This window comes from Alcanivorax sp., from assembly GCF_040119285.1.
Classification (GTDB): domain Bacteria; phylum Pseudomonadota; class Gammaproteobacteria; order Pseudomonadales; family Alcanivoracaceae; genus Alcanivorax.
In genome coordinates, this window is sequence record NZ_JBEDTY010000030.1 from 1 (window position 1) to 16497 (window position 16497).

At 55.3% G+C, this 16497-nt stretch carries 13 protein-coding genes; 5 read left to right on the forward strand and 8 right to left on the reverse strand.

What is annotated here, in order from left to right; genetic code table 11:
* Positions 1 to 703 precede the first annotated feature (703 nt).
* A complete protein-coding gene (locus tag ABNH10_RS08260; RefSeq protein ID WP_349385492.1) occupies positions 704 to 2065 on the reverse strand; it encodes an MBL fold metallo-hydrolase in 1362 nt (453 codons plus the stop codon).
* A gap of 673 nt (positions 2066 to 2738) precedes the next feature.
* Between ABNH10_RS08260 and ABNH10_RS08265 the strand changes: the two genes are divergently transcribed.
* From ABNH10_RS08265 to ABNH10_RS08280, 4 genes are read left to right on the forward strand one after another with little or no spacing between them, the layout of a single operon-like run.
* Entirely contained in the window at positions 2739 to 4037 is a 1299-nt protein-coding gene (locus ABNH10_RS08265) for a TolC family protein (RefSeq protein ID WP_349385493.1), read from the forward strand.
* Positions 4034 to 4183 (forward strand): hypothetical protein, encoded by a 150-nt coding sequence (locus tag ABNH10_RS08270; RefSeq protein ID WP_349385494.1) that lies wholly within the window; start codon positions 4034 to 4036, stop codon positions 4181 to 4183. Before ABNH10_RS08265 ends, ABNH10_RS08270 begins: the two co-directional genes overlap by 4 nt.
* A 17-nt stretch (positions 4184 to 4200) precedes the next feature.
* A complete protein-coding gene (locus ABNH10_RS08275; protein WP_349385495.1) occupies positions 4201 to 5268 on the forward strand; it encodes an efflux RND transporter periplasmic adaptor subunit in 1068 nt (355 codons plus the stop codon).
* A gap of 11 nt (positions 5269 to 5279) precedes the next feature.
* Entirely contained in the window at positions 5280 to 8399 is a 3120-nt protein-coding gene (locus ABNH10_RS08280) for an efflux RND transporter permease subunit (RefSeq protein ID WP_349385496.1), read from the forward strand.
* Between the two features lie 131 nt (positions 8400 to 8530).
* On the opposite strand, the gene ABNH10_RS08285 is transcribed toward ABNH10_RS08280, so the two are convergent.
* Together ABNH10_RS08285 and ABNH10_RS08290 are read right to left on the reverse strand one after the other, a co-directional pair.
* Positions 8531 to 9709: a vWA domain-containing protein gene (locus ABNH10_RS08285; RefSeq protein WP_349385497.1), complete on the reverse strand. Its 1179-nt coding sequence runs from the start codon at positions 9707 to 9709 to the stop codon at positions 8531 to 8533.
* Positions 9710 to 9727: 18 nt separating this feature from the next.
* A complete protein-coding gene (locus ABNH10_RS08290) occupies positions 9728 to 10570 on the reverse strand; it encodes an AAA family ATPase (RefSeq protein WP_349385498.1) in 843 nt (280 codons plus the stop codon).
* Positions 10571 to 10789: 219 nt separating this feature from the next.
* On the opposite strand from ABNH10_RS08290, the gene ABNH10_RS08295 reads away from it, so the two are divergent.
* On the forward strand, positions 10790 to 11506 hold the full coding sequence (locus tag ABNH10_RS08295) for a 16S rRNA (uracil(1498)-N(3))-methyltransferase (RefSeq protein ID WP_349385499.1): 717 nt from the start codon (positions 10790 to 10792) through the stop codon (positions 11504 to 11506).
* Between the two features lie 91 nt (positions 11507 to 11597).
* Here ABNH10_RS08295 and rluB read toward each other — a convergent pair whose 3' ends face one another.
* The 5 genes from rluB to ABNH10_RS08320 form a co-directional block, all read right to left on the reverse strand.
* A complete protein-coding gene (gene rluB, locus ABNH10_RS08300; RefSeq protein WP_349385500.1) occupies positions 11598 to 12440 on the reverse strand; it encodes a 23S rRNA pseudouridine(2605) synthase RluB in 843 nt (280 codons plus the stop codon).
* The gene (gene scpB, locus ABNH10_RS08305) at positions 12433 to 13389 is read right to left on the reverse strand and encodes an SMC-Scp complex subunit ScpB (RefSeq protein WP_349385501.1); all 957 of its coding nucleotides are present in this window, start codon (positions 13387 to 13389) and stop codon (positions 12433 to 12435) included. The genes rluB and scpB overlap by 8 nt, the downstream gene beginning before the upstream one ends.
* Before the next feature lie 2 nt (positions 13390 to 13391).
* Positions 13392 to 14390: a segregation and condensation protein A gene (locus ABNH10_RS08310; protein ID WP_502877121.1), complete on the reverse strand. Its 999-nt coding sequence runs from the start codon at positions 14388 to 14390 to the stop codon at positions 13392 to 13394.
* A gap of 14 nt (positions 14391 to 14404) precedes the next feature.
* Positions 14405 to 15619 carry a tryptophan--tRNA ligase gene (locus ABNH10_RS08315; protein ID WP_349385502.1) on the reverse strand — a complete coding sequence of 405 codons (1215 nt, stop codon included), beginning with the start codon at positions 15617 to 15619 and terminating at the stop codon, positions 14405 to 14407.
* Positions 15620 to 15759: 140 nt separating this feature from the next.
* Entirely contained in the window at positions 15760 to 16383 is a 624-nt protein-coding gene (locus tag ABNH10_RS08320; protein ID WP_349385503.1) for an L-threonylcarbamoyladenylate synthase, read from the reverse strand.
* Positions 16384 to 16497 lie beyond the last annotated feature (114 nt).

Genomic DNA, 16497 nt, shown 5'->3' on the forward strand with positions numbered 1-16497 from the left:
GTGACGAGTCTGCTCTACCGCTTCACGCTTGAACTCGGGGCTGTACTTCTTTCGCTTGCTCATAAACACTCCTTGGGCACAGTGTGCCTCTTTTTAGAAGTGTCCGCAGTAACGGGGTAGAACCCCTATGAGCCTCTACGCGGTCACTGTTTTATCCGCATCGTACCGCTGCTTGAACAGCACCTCGCCCTCGGCGCTGGATGAGGTGTGCACATAGTCAGCCCCGGCGGAGAACCTGTTCTTTGCGAAGATGCCCAGCCCAGCGCTATTGAAGGCAGCCCGATCCAGCGCTCAGCCGAGGATTGACGGGTCTTCCATGCCCTCGATGCACACCCGTGTCACGTCCGTCAACGCTTCAAGAGCGTACTATCTGGATTGCTGCTTATCGCCCGCGACTTTCTGCCCAGCGTCCTCCACTACGAGGATAAAGCCGTGCTGGGGCTGTACAGGAGTGGCTTGAAAACGAGCATGATCAGATGCAGCCCCTCAGTGAGCCGGCCAAACGCTTTGGCTTCAGCGAAGGCAGTCCTGCAAGGAAGGCACGCCAGCCCGGGTGTTGTTCCTATGGTGGGTGACTCGACTATTGCAGCCGCAAGTCTGGCGGGCCTGGCTTATCTGGTGTTGACCTTTCCTTTTGCTTGGGCGGGCTTCACCTCTGCACTTATTAAGGCAGGCCTCCTTCCTACAGGCAAACGCTTCAGCGTTAGGATTCCACAGGCAGTTCAAGCGAATACCAGGCTTTCATGCCACCCAGTAAATTGCGCACGCCTGTGAAACCTGCTCTCAGCAAAATGCTCACGCCCAGCCCGGCTCGGTGACCAACACCACAGGTCACCACCACGGGCCGATCCGTATCCAGTGATAACTCTTCGACTCGTTCCTCGAGGTATCCCACATACATATGAACCGCGCCCGGGATGTGCCCACCGGCAAACTCATCGTCTTCCCGAACATCCAGCACCTGGTAGTTGCTGGCACTCTTGCGGAGCGTTTCAGGTGTTATGCTCCCCGACGCCGCTATGGGGTAGCCTGAGCTACGCCAAGCCCCGAAGCCTCCCGCTAGCGCACCATCCACGTTATCAATGCCGATGCGAGCCAGTTGCTTCGCGGCATCGTAAATATCTTCATTGCGGTCTGTAATAAGAAATACCGGCGTCTTTTCGTCGCTCACCCAGCCACCAAACACCGGCAAGCCACCAAGCCAAATACTGTGGCTTTTAGCCATGTGCCCCCCGGCATACCCCTCAGGTTCGCGGGTATCGATAACCCGTTGATTACGGGTTTGCTTTTCAAACTCGGCCGGGGTTAGCAGCGGCACGGTTTCAGTCCGCGGTAACGGTGCCAAGCCGCCCTTTTTGTTTACCTGTTCCATAAACCGAAAAAAAGGCGGCCGAGGGTTGCGTTCGCCGCCCTTCTTCTGGGCAAATTGCTCCCGGCTTAAGGTAAAGACGTCGTTGTACTGCTTTTCCTCCCCGAGGGTGGAGTACGGTTTTTCCGCCATGCCGCTGCCACACACTGAACCGGGGCCATGGGCAGGTAAAACAACGGTGGTTTCAGGTAATGTGGCAAGCTTCTCATTAACAACATCATGCAAGATGCCGGCATTTTCGATGGATTTGTCCGCATCCGGTAGATCTGTGCGTCCGGTCGTCCCATAAAAAAGTGCATCCCCCGTAAGCACACACCAAGCTTCACTGTCTGGTGGATAGACCACATAACTCATGCTTTCCGGCGTATGGCCCGGTGTATGTAACGCTTTTACGGTAAGGCTGCCAACATTAACGCTGTCACCATCATTGAGCCGTATATCGCCATGCTCGAAGGTCTCAAAATTGCCATTGACTATCTGTGCGCCGGTTTGTTCGGCTAGATACGCGGAGCCCATGGCGAAATCCTCCTGGCGGTGGGTTTCAAGGATATGGGTAACGCGTACGCCTAAAGTTTTAGCCGCTTCCAGGTAAGGTTCAACGAAGCGACCAGGGTCGATAACCGCTGCTTCAGTGCCGTCTGCAATGAGATAGGCATAGTGGGCGATCCCCGGCGTTTCGATTCGCTGCATTTTCATTGCTGAGCCTCCTTTCATTCCATGTGCGTCCATTCAGATCAAATAGGGTTTTCACCATAAAATGGTCTTGGTTACAAATCCGGCAGCGCTGGTTTTTTAAAGTTCCTTTTATGCAGGTTTGGACTCATGGATGGATCCGAGCAAACGTCGATTCCATCTTGCTTCGCAAGCCTTTGTATAGAAGGGTTGCCGATGAGAATCAGATTGACGCGGTAAGGCGGCTTGCTAGAGTATGCACCTTGATTCTTTTCGCACTCCCGACTGGCATAACATGAATTTCAGCAAGTCCAGACATTCCTTCACCGCTTTGCTGCTCGGCTTGTTGATGCTGTGTAGCGCCGTAGCGGGTGCAACCGAGTCAATCCCGCACTCGGTGAATGTGGAGGCGTCCTGCCAAGTTCATGTCTCTGAGGGCAAACCCGATGGCGCACCCGAAGAACGCCACAGTAGTGAATGTGAGCAACACCAGTGCTGCCTTCCGCACAGTTCATGCGCCACCCTCGCGCATCAGCCCATAACGCTCAGGCCTGTGCCCGCCAATGAATGGCACAAGCCCTCCCCTGCTCACGCGCGCTCTCTTGTCACGCAGCCTCCTGTGCCACCTCCCAATCGCAACGGATTGATCTGATTTTCGCCGGCGATCTTCGCCGCAATCCGTTATCGGGAGATTTTCATGAAATGCCGAACCTCCGGCTGGCGCCTTGTTGCGTCGTCCTTGCTGTGCCTGTTCGCGCCAGGCCATCTCATCGCGGGTAATACATCGGTGCCGATGGGCACCGAGATTACCCTGCAAGACGTGCTCAGCCGCACCGTAGAGCAGAACCCAGCGCTTGGCGTTTACCCCTATCGGCTCAGGGCAGCGGATGCGGCGGTGCTCCAGTCCAGCCTTGGGCCGCAGCCAGAACTGTCCGTTGAGGTGGAAAATATTGCCGGAGACGCACCATTGAATGGCGTTGAAGGTGCACAAATCACAGTTGCCTTGAGCCAGCTGATCGAGCTTGGCAACAAGCGAGATTCACGTAATGAGGTGGCGACTCGCGCTCTCAATACGGAACAACAGGGCTACGCTATCGCACGGCTCGATGTGCTGGGGGACGCGGTTACTCGTTACATTGCATTGGCGCGTTTTGAAGAAGAATTGGCACTGGCTGAACGCACATTGGCTTTGGCGGAAAAAGCAAAACAGGCGGCACGCCGTCGTGTTAATGCCGGTGCGGCCTCGAAGGCGGATTTAACCCGAATGACCCTCGCCAGCCGGCATGCGGATATTGCCCGCCGGCGCGCTGATATGGAGCGTGGCCGAGCCAGCCAGCAACTGGCTGCGCTTTGGGGCCAGCAAGGCGCAGATCAACTGCACCCCGCAACCTCGTTGCGGCCGCTTCCCAAGCTTCCACCGCGCGAGCAAATTCTGGACCAGCTGGAGCAGGCTCCGCAATTGCTGCAGCTGGCGAGCGAAACGCGCCTGCATGCGGCCCAGAGCCGCCTGGCCAATGCCCGTGGCAGCCGCGATGTCACCGTCTCTGTTGGCGCGCGCCATGATCGAGTGGACAACAACAATACCCTGGTGCTGGGGTTCTCTGTTCCGCTTGGTCTGAAGAATCCTAACCGCGGCAATATAGCCCGAGCCGAATCACAACTGGCTGCCAGTGAAGCACAGCTACAGGCCCGCCGGATTGAACTGGTGGCAACGCTGGACACCCTCTATCGCTCACTGAATCTGTTACGTGAAGAGCTCGCGCTCATTGATGAGAGCGCGTTGCCCTTGGCCAGACAACTGTATGCAGACATCGAAAAGGGCTACCGCTCCGGTCGCTACAGCCTGCTTGAGCTGATCGATGCCCAGCAAGAGCAACTTAATCTGGAATACCGGGCCATTAATCTCGCCGCACAGTTTCACCTGCAACGAAACGAACTGGAACGCCTCACAGGCCTGCCTTTTTCCCAGGCTGACGAACAGGAGATTTCCCAATGAAAATGCTAGTAACACTTTCCACGCTTTATCTCCTGACACTGTCCTCTCAGGTAACCGCCAGTGGTGGACATGGGCACGGTGAAAACGATCATGACGCACACAAACAAGAAACCACAGGCCGGGCCCCAACGGCGGGCATTTACTGAAAGAGCGGGACGTTACTTTGGAGGTTCTCAAAACCGAAAGTGGCGGCCTGGCCTCGTTGCAGGCCTGGGTCACCCGTGACAATAAGCCAGTGGATGACTTAATCCTTTCTGCCACCCTCACCCGCCTAGACGGAGTACAGAAAACAGTTACCTTCCAGCAAGACGACCATCACTGGAAGGGAAAGCAAAAGATACAACCGCCCCATTCCTTCGATGTCAGCTTTGATCTGAAACTGGGTGGCGAGCACCATCAATGGCAATGGCCCTCCTACGAGGGCCGCGTGGCCATTTCGGCGGAAGCCGCAGAAAAAGCAGGTATCACCACCAAGAAAGCCAGTGGCGGCGTTATTGCCACGCAAACCCATGCATACGGGCGCTTGGTGATCGCCCCTGAGCATCAGGCTGATTTGCGTGCCCGTTTTCCCGGGCTAATCACGTCGATAACCCCTTCTGTTGGTGATGCCGTCAGCAAGGGTGAGACACTCGCCGTGATCGAATCCAATGACAGCCTGCGAGCCTACCGCCTGCGGGCCCCGTTCAGCGGTGTTATTCATCAGCGTCATGCTAATGCCGGTGAAGTCGCAGGCCAACAGCCCCTACTGACGCTTATCAACAGTGAATCGCTATGGGCGGAATTGACGCTGTTTCCTCAGCAGCGGGCTGCGGTAAAAAAAGGACAAGCCGTCACCCTGCACCTTGGCGAACGTCAGTGGCAAAGCCAGATCAAAAGCCTGGTGCCGGCACCCGATACCGGATCCGTGCCGGCCATGATTGCCCGAGTGTCGCTGGACAATAGCGATGGCCGTTTAGCCCCGGGGGACTTCGTTGAGGCTGTCATCACCACCGGCAACCACTCAGTTCCTCTGCGAGTGGATAACCGTGCCCTGCAGGAAATGGAGGGTAAAACCGTTGTGTTCCTCAATGACGCAGAGGCGTATGAAAGCCGGACACTCACTTTAGGCCAGCGGGATAACCGCTACAGCGAAGTGCTCGATGGCCTTAACCCCGGGGATCAGTACGTGGTGGAAAACAGTTACCTGATTAAAGCTGACATTCTTAAAGCCGGCGCGGCTCACCACCACTAAGGAGAATCCGGATGATAGATGCCATCGTTCGCTTCTCCATCGAGAGGCGCATTCTGGTGCTCACACTGATCCTCGGATTAGTGGGCTTGGGCGCCTGGAGTTATCAGCGACTGCCCATTGATGCGGTCCCAGACATCACCAATCGACAGGTGCAGATCAATACCGAAGCACCGGGTTATTCCCCCCTTGAGGCCGAGCAACGGGTCACCTTTCCGGTGGAAACCGCCCTGTACGGTTTGCCGAAACTGGATTACACCCGCTCCATCTCCCGTTATGGCTTGTCCCAGGTCACGGTGGTGTTCAAGGAAGGCACGGATATCTACTTCGCCCGCAACCTTGTCAATGAAAGGCTAAGCGCGATCAAGGGGGCGCTTCCTGCGCAGCTGGAACCGAGAATGGGGCCAATGGCTACCGGGCTCGGCGAAATATACCTGTACACCGTGGAAGCGGAAGCCGGCGCCCGCCAGGCCGATGGCCATGAGTACGATGCGGTTGCGCTGCGGGAAATCCAGGACTGGATTATCAAGCCGCAACTGGCCCAGGTGCCTGGGGTGGCGGAAGTAAACGGCATTGGCGGTTACGACAAGCAATACCATGTGCTGCCCTCCCCCAAGCTGCTGTTGCAATTCGGCATTACTCTCGACCAGCTCTCAACCGCCTTAAAACGCAATAACAGTAATCGCGGAGCGGGTTACATTGAACGCAATGGCCAGCAATTACTGGTGAGGACGCCGGGGCAGCTGAAAACCCTCCACGAGATAGAAAATGTGGTCGTCACTGTTCATGACGGCACCCCAGTAAAAGTGAAGGACGTGGCCTCCGTGGCCATCGGGAAAGAACTGCGCACTGGGGCATCGACCCGTGATGGCCGTGAAACCGTACTGGGCACCGTGATGATGCTGATGGGGGAAAACTCCAATCAGGTGGCCCGAGACGTGGCCAAACGGCTGGAGGCGGTTAAACCCTCCCTGCCCGACGGCATCAAGCTAGAAGCGGTTTATGACCGCACCACCCTGGTGGAAAAAACCATTGCCACCGTTCGCACTAACTTGATTGAAGGGGCTTTGCTGGTTATTGCCGTGCTGTTTTTGCTGTTGGGCAATTTCCGAGCCGCCCTGATTACCGCGGCGGTAATCCCCCTCTCCATGCTCGCGACGATCAGTGGCATGGTGAAAACCGGGGTGTCTGCCAACTTGATGAGTCTAGGCGCGTTGGATTTTGGTTTGATTGTAGATGGCGCGGTGATCATCGTCGAAAACTGTATTCGCCGGCTGGCCGAAGCTCAGGGTAAAAACAACGGTGTATTGCCATTAAGGGAACGGATTCAATTGGTCTATGAGGCCACCACTGAGGTTATTCGTCCCAGTCTATTCGGCGTGGCCATCATTACTATCGTGTATATCCCTATCTTCAGCCTCACTGGCGTGGAAGGGAAAATGTTTCACCCCATGGCAGCCACGGTGATGATGGCGCTGCTTGCCGCCATGTTGTTTTCGCTTACCGTCGTACCCGCTGCGGTGGCGGTTTTCATGGGCGGCAAGATCAGCGAGAAAGAAAGCCCGATTATACGTTCCGCCAAGTCCGTGTACCGGCCACTGCTGGAAAAAGCCCTGGTGTTGCGCAAGCTATTAGTCGCTTTTGCGCTGTTGCTGGTGCTGTTCTGTGGCTGGTTGATGACCACTCTTGGCTCAGAATTCATTCCGCAACTGGACGAAGGCGACATTGCCATGCACGCCCTTCGCATACCCGGCACCGGTATCGAGCAATCTGTAGACATGCAGATCATGCTCGATGAGCGCTTAAAGCATATTGAAGAAATCGACAAACTGGTTTCACGGATCGGCACACCGGAAGTGGCCAACGACCCGATGCCGCCCAATGTGTCGGATAACTTCCTGATCCTGAAACCCAAAGACCAATGGCCGGATCCAGGAAAAAGCAAAGAGGCGTTGATTCAGGAACTGTCCAGCGCAGTCCTGGACGTACCCGGCAATAACTTCGAGTTTACCCAACCCATTGAAATGCGCTTTAACGAGCTTATTTCCGGTGTGCGAGCCGATCTTGGCATCAAGGTTTTTGGTGATGATCTGGATACCTTGCGCGAAACCGCCAATGCCATCATGCAGCAGGTACAGTCGATACCTGGTGCCGCCGATGTACGGGTTGAACAGGTGACCGGTCAACCCATGCTCACCGTTGTTCCCGATCGAGAAGCCCTTGGCCGCTATGGTATTACCGTGGATGAGGTGCAACATCTGGTCGCCGCCGGTATTGGTGGCGAACAGATAGGACTGATTTACGAAGGAGATCGGCGCTTCAAACTGATGGTGCGGCTGCCAGAATCACTGCGCCAGGACGTGAACCGTCTACAGCGGCTCCCTGTGTCGCTGCCAGATGGCGGCTACATTCCGCTAAACGAAGTCGCACGGCTGGAAATAAAACCGGCTCCGGCACAAATCAGCCGGGAAAACGGTAAACGCCGAGTGGTGGTCACCGCCAATGTTCGCGACCGGGATCTGGGCAGTTTTGTGCAAGCGGTCCAGCAACGCATTAGTGAGCGGGTAGATCTTCCCAGCGGCTACTGGCTGGACTTTGGCGGCACCTTTGAGCAACTGGAATCTGCCAGCCAACGTCTGTCGCTGGTGGTGCCGGTGACGCTAGCGATCATTATCGGCTTGTTGATTATGGCGTTTGGCTCTGTTCGCGATTCACTGATTATTTTCACAGGGGTGCCGTTGGCCCTGACCGGGGGCGTCCTTGCGCTATGGCTGCGAGGGATGCCGCTATCGATCTCAGCCGGAGTGGGCTTTATTGCCCTGTCGGGTGTGGCCGTACTTAATGGCTTGGTGATGGTGGCCTTTATTCGTGATCTCTGGCAGCAAGGCAATGACCTGCGCCATGCGGTGATCGAAGGTGCGCTGGTCCGGTTGCGCCCGGTGTTGATGACCGCCCTGGTGGCGGGTCTCGGCTTTGTGCCCATGGCGCTCAATACCGGCACCGGCGCAGAAGTGCAGCGGCCACTGGCAACGGTGGTTATCGGAGGGATTATTTCTTCAACGCTGCTGACCCTACTGCTGCTCCCGGTGCTCTATCATTGGGTGCACAGCAAACAGATAAAGATTGAGCAGTGACAGTAACGTGGTGGGGCTCAACTCAAACGCATTGAGCCCCAGTTTACCGATGAGAGGCTGAGCGAAGGAATGTGACATGCCTTCGCCGTAGCGCCAAAGGCTTCTCAAAGCGAGGGCAAGGGGTTATTTGCTCATTTGCTCAGCTGTCGCATGGCTTTCTCAAGCCCTTCTATGGTGAGCGGGAACATGTTGTGCTCGCAGAGTTGCTTGATCCACTGGGTAGAGGTGGTCATCTGCCAAGCACGCTCGGGCTCCGGGTTTAGCCACACCACTTTTTCGTAGGTCTCCATTACTCGTTGAAACCAGACTGCGCCGGCCTCTTCGTTCCAGTGCTCCACGCTGCCGCCTACAGAATTCACTTCATAGGGACTCATGGCCGCGTCACCTACGAAAATCACTTTGTAGTCGCTGCCGTACTTATGAAGCACATCCCAAGTGGAGACTTTCTCATCCCAACGGCGGCGATTGTCTTTCCATACGTACTCATAGAGGAAGTTATGGAAATAGAAATATTCCATGTGCTTAAACTCTGCCCGAGCAGCAGAAAATAGCTCTTCACACAGCTTCACGTAAGGGTCCATGGAGCCGCCTACATCAAAGAAAATCAGTACTTTAACGCGATTTTCTTTCTCCGGTCGCATTTTGATATCAAGCAATCCCGCATTGCGGGCAGTGGACGAAATGGTATCGTCCATGTCCAGCTCTTCATCGCGACCGGTGCGGGCAAATTTTCGCAGCCGGCGCATGGCCAGCTTGATGTTACGGGTGCCCAGCTCCACCGAGTCGTCCAAGTTGCGGAATTCCCGCTTCTCCCAAACTTTCACGGCTTTCTTGTTCCGCGAAGGGCCGGTCATGCGTACCCCTTCCGGGTTTTCGCCGTAACCACCGAACGGGCTGGTGCCTCCGGTCCCAACCCATTTATTGCCGCCTTGGTGACGTTTCTCTTGTTCTTCTAGCCGCTTGCGCAGCTCGTCCATGATTTTTTCCAAACTCCCAAGCCCTTTGAGTTTTTCGAACTCCTCCGGGCTCAGGTTTTTTTCCAGCTCCTTGCGCAGCCACTCATCCGGGATCACCTTGCTGAGCCAGTCCGGCTCCAGGTTTTCCAAACCTTCAAAGTAATTGGCAAACGCCTGGTCGAAGCGGTCATAATATTTTTCGTCTTTCACCATGACCGCCCGGCTCAGCAGGTAGAAATCCTCAATGGAGCCAAACGCAACATGCGCATGGAGCGCATCAAATAAATCCAACAGTTCGCGCAGGGTGACGGGCACCCGGTAGCGACGCAGATTTTCGAAAAAACCAATAAGCATAGTCTGCCCGTGGATCGGTTAGCTTTCGCGGCGATTCATGAACGCCAGACGCTCTAAGAGCTGCACATCCGCTTCGTTCTTCAGCAATGCACCGTACAGAGGCGGCACCGCGCTTCTGGTATCACGGCTATGCAGAATGTCATCCGGAATATCATCAGCCATCAACAGCTTCAGCCAGTCAATCAACTCGCTGGTGGAAGGCTTCTTCTTCAAGCCCGGCACTTTGCGAAGATCAAAGAAGATCTCTAGCGCTTCGCTAACCAAGTTCTTTTTGATCTCAGGGAAATGCACATCCACGATAGCCTGCATGGTGGCCGCATCAGGGAAATTGATGTAATGGAAAAAGCAACGGCGCAGAAAAGCGTCTGGCAGCTCTTTCTCATTGTTGGAGGTAATAATCACAATTGGCCGCTGTTCAGCCTTGATCAGTTCGCCGGTTTCATAGACAAAAAACTCCATGCGATCCAGCTCCTGGAGCAGATCGTTGGGGAACTCGATATCAGCCTTGTCGACCTCGTCGATCAACAGCACCACTTGGCCTTCGTGGGTAAAGGCTTCCCAGAGCTTGCCCTTCTTCAGGTAATTTGCCACATCCTCGACACCTTCGGCACCGAGCTGGGAATCACGTAGACGTGATACCGCATCGTATTCATACAGGCCTTGCTGTGCTTTGGTGGTGGACTTTACGTTCCACGACAGCAGTGGCAACCCCAGAGATTCAGCGACCTGTTCGGCCAGCAGTGTTTTGCCGGTACCAGGTTCACCCTTGATGAGCAGTGGGCGCTTGAGGGCAATGGCTGCGTTCACGGCCATTTTCAGGTCATCGGTGGCCACATATTGGTCAGTACCCTGAAACTGCATGAAATTCTCCAACTGAACAGTTAATCGAACGGGTGATCAGGCGGCACACTCTAGCAATCCGATTGCGCCGAGCAAAGGGCCATAATAGCCAAGCAGGCCGTGATTTGCGTCAACAGACCATCTTCATTTTCGTCTGGCCACGAATCTTCATGCCAGGATAATAGCGAGCCCAGTAAAACCTTTGTTCAGCTGTTTATCCGGTATGCCATAATCCACGCCATGAACTTGCTGCTGCTGCACCCCGACCAATACCTACACGGCAATCGCTGGCGTCTCAATGCGCGACAACGTAACCATGTATGTACGGTGCTTAAGCTGGCCGAAGGCCAGCAGTGCCGCGCTGGTCTGCTGGCCGGAAGCACAGGAATAGCCACCATACACTACATTAAAAACAATGAGATAGAGGCTGATTTTAAACCAGATTCTAATTCTATCCAGGCGCTACCCCTTTCCTTGCTGATGGCACTACCGCGGCCCAAGATGCTTAAACGCATCCTTATCGACGCGACCAGCCTGGGCATCAAGCGCATCGTGTTGATTAACAGCTGGAAGGTAGACAAAAGTTACTGGCAGACCCCCAACCTGAAAGCCGACTTGCTGCGCGAGAAAATGATTCTGGGGCTAGAGCAGGCGCGCGACACCCACTTGCCTGAATTAATACTGGCTCCCCGTTTCAAGCCTTTTGTGGAAGATTCACTGAACGACTGGGCAGGGACAGGCCAGCGTATTCTTGCCCATCCAGGCCATTACCCCGCCCTCCCCTGCAATCTTGCTGAACCAGTGACATTGGCGGTGGGCCCAGAAGGGGGCTGGACCGACTACGAGATAGATATGTTGGAACAACAGGGGTTCGCTTGCCACAGCTTTGGGGCGCGAATTCTCAGAGTGGAAACAGCGTTACCGGCCCTGGTCGGCCGGCTGATGAGGCTGCCGTAGGCGTGGCTCGCAAGCGAACCTCGGTGTTTGCCGGCAACAATCCGGGGTAGACCGCAGGCTGTCTCCCGCAAACAGAACAGTGCGTAAGCCCCTAGCGGCGATATGGCCCACGGCGAGCCTTGCGAGGTGGCTTGTTACCGCCACGCTGGTGGCGCAGGCGAGCGCGACCGTAAAGGCCCGTGTATTTCTTGCCCTTGAGTTCGACCTTATCGATTAGGGCTTTCATTTGCTCTGGCTCTAGTTCCATCCAGCGACCCTGCCGCAGTTGCGGCGGCAATGTCAGGTCACCAAAACGAATTCGCATCAAGCGAGCCACTTCCAGGTCTTGAGACTGGAAAAGCCGACGGACTTCCCGGTATTTACCCCCGGTAAGAGTGGCTTTGTACCAGTGGTTAGCACCTTCCTCAGCGCCACCAGCGTCCTCGATGCTATCAAATTTAGAAACACCATCCTCTAGCAAAACACCATCCAACATGGCCTGACGCTTTTCCGCCGTCATGCTGCCACGCACCCTTACTGCGTATTCGCGCACGAAGCCGTTGGAGGGGTGCATCAGCCGGTGGGCGAGCTCACCATCGGTGGTGAAGAGCATCATGCCAGTGGTGTTGATATCAAGCCGCCCTACCTGCACCCAGCGCATGCCTTGCAAGCGAGGCAAATTATCGAACACCGTCGGGCGTCCTTCCGGGTCATTGCGCGAACACACTTCTCCCGGCGGCTTGTGGTACATAATTACGCGCTGAACGGTGTCTTCTTCGGCCTTCACTTTAATTATCCTGCCATCTACACGTAGGGTATCTTCACTGCCAACCCGGTCGCCCAAGGTTGCAACAGTCCCATTGACCGAGACGCGACCGTCACTGATCCAGGTTTCCAACTCCCGGCGGGAGCCTAGCCCGGCGCGAGCCAGGACTTTCTGTAATTTTTCACTCATGCGGCGTTCGGCTTTCCTCTGCGCTGTCGTCCGGTGTTTGCTCCTGATCTGAAGCGTGGTCTTCTACCGCGACATCATCACTATCGTTTGCAGCGTTTCCTGACTCTGTGAGGGATGCATCCTCACCAGCGTTGTTACTGCTCGCGGCGAGCGGTGCGTTATCTTCTTTGCCCGGCTTGCGGCGGAATTCCTGCTCGAAACTGGCGAGTACAGAGTCAACTTTGTCCATACTCATCTGTGTAGGATCATCGATTTCCGGTTCAGGTTCGAAACCTGGGATGCTCCCCTGATCCCCTGGCAAGCGTACTTCACGATCACCAAAGTCATCGTCATCAATCTCGCCTTCAGACGCTTCGTCGGCATCCCCTTCGGCCGCCTTGCTGGGCGGCACATCAGTCAGGGCCAGCTCTTCATTAAGCTTGTCAAGATCACGTATCTCGGCCAGCGAAGGCAAATCTTCCAGGCTCTTAAGGTCGAAATAATCGAGAAACTGCTTGGTAGTAGCGAACATGGCCGGTCGACCGGGCACATCACGATGCCCCACGACTCGTACCCAGTTTCGTTCCAGCAGGCTCTTGACGATATGCGAGCTTACCGAAACGCCACGAATTTCTTCAATTTCACCACGGGTAATCGGTTGGCGATAGGCAATTAGGGCCAGGGTTTCCAGAATTGCCCGGCTGTAACGCGGTGGTTTTTCTTGCCACAGGCGGCTCACCCAGGAACCCAACTCGGAACGGGCCTGAAAACGAAACCCTGAGGCCACTTCCTTAAGGAAAATACCACGGCCTTCATATTCTTCTGCTAGCTGTTCCAAGTACTTGGACAAATCGGCCTTGCCAGGACGATCGTCCTCATCGAACAATGCCAGCATGCCATCACGGTCCAGTGGGCCTTCCGCTACAAGAATGGCGGCTTCAACAATTCTTTTTATTTGCTCAGCGTCCACGCTTACCCCTTGGTTCCATCGTGCGTATCGTTATCCGCGTCATCGAGGAATTCTGCATTACTTTCGTCGGCATCCGGTGCAGTATCGGGTTCATCTTCAAGTTCAAGGTTGGCCAACAGATCGGACTCTTCTAATACCAAAGTTTTGGCCTTCACATGAATCGGCGCGAAGGGTTCAGTCTGAACCAGCTCGATCAATGCCCCTTTAACCAGTTCCAGCGTAGCCAAAAAAGTCACCACTACGCCGAGCTTGCCTTCTTCTGGGTTGAACAGCTCAATAAAAGGTACAAATTCCCGCCCCTTCAGTTTGTCCAGCACGCTGGCCATGCGCTCACGGGTAGACAGCTTTTCCCGGGAAATTTGATGGCTTTCGAACATGTCTGCTCGGTGCATCACTTCCTTCAAGGCCAGCAGCAGCTCGCGCATGTCTACATCTGGCTGCGCTTTCTCGCGAGTGAATTCCGGGCGCTTGGCTTCAGCAGGAAAAACATCCCGTTCCAAGCGCGGTAATTCATCAATATCTTCCGCGGCTTTCTTGAAGCGTTCGTACTCTTGCAGGCGGCGAATCAATTCTGCGCGAGGATCTTCGCCCTCCTCTTCTTCTTCGGCCTTGGGGCGAGGCAGCAGCATTCGCGATTTGATTTCGCTGAGCATCGCGGCCATGACCAGATATTCCGCTGCCAGCTCGAAATTCATGGCTTTCATCAACTCCACGTACTCCATGTACTGGGCGGTGATGGTGGCCACGGGAATATCGAGGATATCGAGATTCTGGCGCTTGATAAGGTAGAGCAGCAAATCCAGCGGGCCTTCGAAAGCCTCCAGGAAAACTTCCAGGGCGTCCGGGGGAATGTAGAGATCGTCAGGCAGCTTTGTGATGGCTTTGCCATACACCAGGCCGAATGGCATTTCTGCCTGGCTTGGATGCAACGGGCCAAACATACTTGCAGGCTGCTCTGGCGCCTGGCTGTCTTCTGCCGTCTGCTCTACCGTTTCCGTCATGCTCAAGCTCCCGCCTAGCGGTAATGCAGCCCCATGGCTGCGCGCACTTCTTCCAGAGTGCCGCGGGCTTCTTCACGGGCTTCTTCGCACCCTTCTGCCACAATGGTGCGCACTAAATCCGGGTTACGCAGATGCTCTTCGGCGCGTTTGCGAATAGGCTCAAGTTCTTCCTGAATCGCTTCGATAATCGGCTTCTTGCAATCCAGGCAGCCGATGCCGGCGCTGGTGCAGCCTTCACGCACCCATTGGCGGGCGCTGTCGTCAGAATACACCATGTGGAACTGCCATACTGGGCAGTTATCCGGGTTGCCTGGATCGGTGCGGCGCACGCGTGCAGGGTCTGTGGGCATACGACGGATTTTGTTATCCACATCAGCAGGCTCTTCGCGCATGCTAATAAAGTTGCCGTAAGACTTGGACATTTTCTGTCCATCCAGCCCCGGCATTTTGGAAGCTTGTGTTAGTAGCGACTGGGGTTCAGGCAGGATTACCTTGCCGCCACCTTCCAGATCCCCGAACAGGCGCTCTTTATCACCCAAGGTAATATTCTGCTGCCCGTCCACCAGTGCCCGTGCGGTTTCTAGCGCCGTTTCGTCGCCTTTTTCTTGGTACTGGCGACGGTGGTGCAGGTAAATCTTCGATTGTTTTTTGCCCATTTTTTTAATGGCGGCGCCCACCGCTTCTTCAAAGCCCGGTTCACGGCCATAAAGATGGTTAAAACGTCGCGCCACTTCTCGGGTCAGCTCTACATGCGCCACCTGATCCGCACCCACCGGCACTTGTCCGGCTCGATACGCCAAGATGTCCGCAGATTGCAGCAAGGGGTAGCCGAGAAAGCCATACGTGCTGAGGTCTTTCTCGCGTAACTTTTCTTGCTGATCTTTATACGTTGGTACCCGTTCTAGCCAAGACAACGGTGTCATCATGGACAGCAGCAAATGCAGTTCGGCATGTTCAGGCACTTGGCTCTGAATAAACAACGTGGCCGACCCCGGGTTAACGCCGGCGGCCAACCAGTCGATCACCAGATCCCAGACATACTGTTCGATCTTGTGCGGGTTTTCATACTCGGTGGTGAGTCCGTGCCAGTCTGCGACAAAGAAGAAACACTCAAACTCATGCTGCAGACGTGCCCAGTTTTTCAGCACGCCATGGTAGTGACCCAGATGCAGGCTGCCAGTGGCGCGCATGCCGGAAACAACTCGCTGGGAGGGAACCACGGAACTCAAAGCCAACTCCTTATACCCTATGGGAGGCATTCCATTGGGAATGCTGTGGGGAAAGCCCGCGATTATACGGTGAACCGCGCCGTGAGGGACAGCGACTTGTCCGCGACTGATCAAACCCTGAACAAATCGCTGCAATTGTGCTAATAGATGGCGTCGACGGAGCCGGCCCCTTCACGCACCACCTCAGGCCCTTCGCCTTCGGACAGGGCGATGACAGTGGTCTCCAGGGTTCCGCAAAAACCGCCATCGATGACCAGATCGACCTGATTTTCCAGGAAATCGCGGACATCCTGCGGATCGGTGAGCGGGAATTCATCGTTCGGCAGGTGGCAGGTTGACGTCATAATCGGTTCGCCATGCTCGGCCAGCAACGCTTGGCAGATAGCGTGATCAGGGACACGGATGCCAATGGTGCGTTTCTTGGGATGCATCAACCGGCGAGGAACTTCCGTCGTTCCCTGCAAGATAAAGGTATAAGGCCCCGGGGTGTGTGCCTTGAGCAGACGGTAGTCAGGATTATCCACTTTGGCATAGATCGCCAAGGCCGAGAGATCGTGGCACAACAAGGTGAATTCGTGCTTTTTGTCCAATTGGCGAAGCCGGATCAGGCGATCAAGAGCGGCTTTTTCGCCAATGCCACAGCCCAGCGCATACGTTGTATCGGTGGGGTAAGCGATTAGCCCGCCACCGCGGATAACCTCGACGGCTCGACGAATCAGGCGCGGCTGTGGGGTTTCAGGATGGATATATAGCGTTTCAGTCATGATGGTAATTCTGAGCGCCACAGCAGAGCGGCGCAAGCCGCTTTCGGGAGAAATCCGTTTAGCCGAACCTCATGCCGCTCCTCCCAATGGGTGGCATACGCCAGTAGATATGGC